Here is a 2,575-nt window from a genome sequence, read left to right as displayed (position 1 = left end):
TGCGGATTCCACGGCCATCCGGCCACCTATTCCATGAACATCCGGCCACTGATTCCACGGTGATCCGGCCACCCGTTCCACGCTCATCCGGCCATCCTTAAAGCAGGCAGCAACGCAGGATTAATTCACTACCATCGACCTCTTTTATCGAAGCAGAGAGGTCGTCGTGGAGCGGTTATCCATGCGTAAGATTCGAGAAGTGCTACGTCTCAAATTCGAGGTCGGCCTATCTGCCCGCCAGGTCGCTGTCAGCTTGCAAGTGGGTCGAGCCAGCGTCGGTGAGTACCTCAATCGCTTTGCTGCCAGCGGCCTGACTTGGCCGTCTGCGCTAACGGACGCCGAGTTGCAACGGCGGCTTTTTCCACCGCCGCCCGCCGTTCCCAGCGATCAGCGTCCGATGCCCGACTGGGCATGGGTTCACGCCGAGTTGCGCCGCTCCGGCGTCACCCTGGCCCTGCTTTGGCAAGAGTATCGACTCGCCCATCCGCAAGGCTTCCAGTACAGCTGGTTCTGCGAGCACTACCGCCTCTGGGCTGCCAAGGTCGATGTGGTCATGCGCCAGGAGCACCGTGCGGGCGAAAAGCTGTTTGTCGATTACGCCGGCCAGACGGTGCCGGTCATTGATCGGCGAACCGGCGAGATCCGCCAGACGCAGATCTTCGTCGCCGTCCTCGGCGCGTCCAGCTATACCTTCGCCGAGGCCACCTGGTCGCAGAAACTGCCCGACTGGCTGGGCTCGCACGTACGCTGCTTCGCCTTTCTCGGCGGTACATCGCAGATCCTGGTACCGGACAATCTGCGCAGCGGCGTTACCAAAGCGCATCGCTACGAGCCGGACATCAACCCCAGTTACCGCGATCTCGCCGAGCATTACGGCGTAGCCGTGCTACCCGCGCGCTCGCGTAAACCCAAGGACAAAGCCAAGGTTGAAGTCGGCGTACAGGTAGTCGAGCGGTGGATCCTGGCGGTGCTGCGCAACCGCCAGTTCTTCTCCTTGGGCGAACTCAACACAGCCATCGCGCTGCTGCTGGATCGCCTCAATCAGAAGCCCTTCAAGAAGCTGCCCGGCTCACGCCGCTCGGCCTTCGAGACCATTGACCAACCCGCACTGCAACCGCTACCAGAACATCCGTATGTCTACGCCGAATGGAAAAAGGTGCGGGTGCACATCGACTACCACGTCGAGGTCGAGGGCCATTACTACTCGGTGCCGTACCAGCTGGTGAAGCACCAACTCGAAGTGCGGCTAACCGCTAAGACCGTCGAGTGCTTCCACGCCAACCAGCGGGTGGCCAGCCATGTGCGCTCGCCGCACAAAGGCCGCCACACCACCCAAACCGAGCACATGCCCAAAAGTCACCGCGAACATGCCGAATGGACGCCGCAGCGACTGATCCACTGGGCTGAGCAGACCGGGCCGAACACCGCAGGTGTAATCGCCTACATCCTCGAACGCCGAATCCATCCGCAGCACGGCTTCCGCGCCTGCCTGGGGATCCTGCGCCTGAGCAAACAGCACGGCGAAGAGCGGCTGGAAGCCGCTTGCCAGCGAGCGCTGGCACTGGGCGCGTGCAGCTACAAAAGCCTGGAATCGATCCTGCGCCAAGGGCTGGAACGGCTGCCGCTTGCCCAGCAAAACCTGCCGTTACTGCCCGAAGAACACATCAATCTGCGCGGCCCTGGCTACTACCACTGACTGAAAAAGGAGCACCAACATGCTGCCCAACCCGACACTCGACAAGCTACAAACCCTGCGCCTGCACGGCATGATCAAGGCGCTTGGCGAACAACACGCAACGCCTGACATCAACGATCTCAGCTTCGACGAACGCCTCGGTCTGATGGTCGACCGCGAGCTGACCGAGCGCGAAGACGCCCGCCTGACTACTCGCCTCAAAGCCGCACGACTGCGCCATAACGCCTGCCTGGAAGACATCGACTACCGCAGCCCGCGCGGCCTGGACAAATCTCTGATCCTGCAACTGGGCAGCGGCCAGTGGCTGCGCGACGGCCTGAACCTGATCATCGGCGGCCCAACTGGCGTGGGCAAAACCTGGCTCGCCTGCGCGCTGGCTCACAAGGCCTGCCGCGACGGTTACAGCGTGCGTTATCTGCGCTTGCCGCGCTTGATGGAAGAACTAGGCCTGGCCCACGGCGACGGGCGCTTCGCGAAACTGATGGCGGGTTATGCCAAGACCGACCTCCTGATCCTGGACGACTGGGGCCTGGCGCCGTTTACCGCTGCGCAACGGCGCGACATGCTTGAACTGCTGGACGACCGCTACGGCAACCGCTCGACGCTGGTGACCAGCCAAATGCCGGTGGACAAATGGCATGCGCTGATCGGCGATCCGACCTTGGGCGATGCGATCCTCGACCGGCTGGTGCACAACGCTTATCGGATCGAACTGAAGGGCGAATCGATGCGCAGACGCGCAACGAAATTGACGGCGACAGAGACTTCAGACTAACAATGCAAACCTGCGTCGCTGCGCTCCGACTGCCCGGCCGGATGACCGTGGAATAGGTGGCCGGATGTTGGTGGACTGAGTGGCCGGATGGCGTGGAATGCCCA

The 2,575-nt window shown here is 62.2% G+C and carries 2 protein-coding genes; both read left to right on the top strand.

All coding sequences use genetic code 11. From position 1 onward, the window contains the following. Positions 1 to 181 precede the first annotated feature (181 nt). The gene (gene istA, locus AC19YX_RS35200; protein ID WP_010562371.1) at positions 182 to 1,696 is read left to right on the top strand and encodes an IS21 family transposase; all 1,515 of its coding nucleotides are present in this window, start codon (positions 182 to 184) and stop codon (positions 1,694 to 1,696) included. Positions 1,697 to 1,715: 19 nt separating this feature from the next. Beyond that, a complete protein-coding gene (gene istB / locus AC19YX_RS35195; protein WP_025163932.1) occupies positions 1,716 to 2,471 on the top strand; it encodes an IS21-like element ISPsy14 family helper ATPase IstB in 756 nt (251 codons plus the stop codon). The last annotated feature ends 104 nt before the right edge of the window (positions 2,472 to 2,575 follow it).

This window comes from Pseudomonas sp. MF09150 (assembly GCF_059862355.1).
This window is presented reverse-complemented; position numbering and strand designations above follow the sequence as displayed.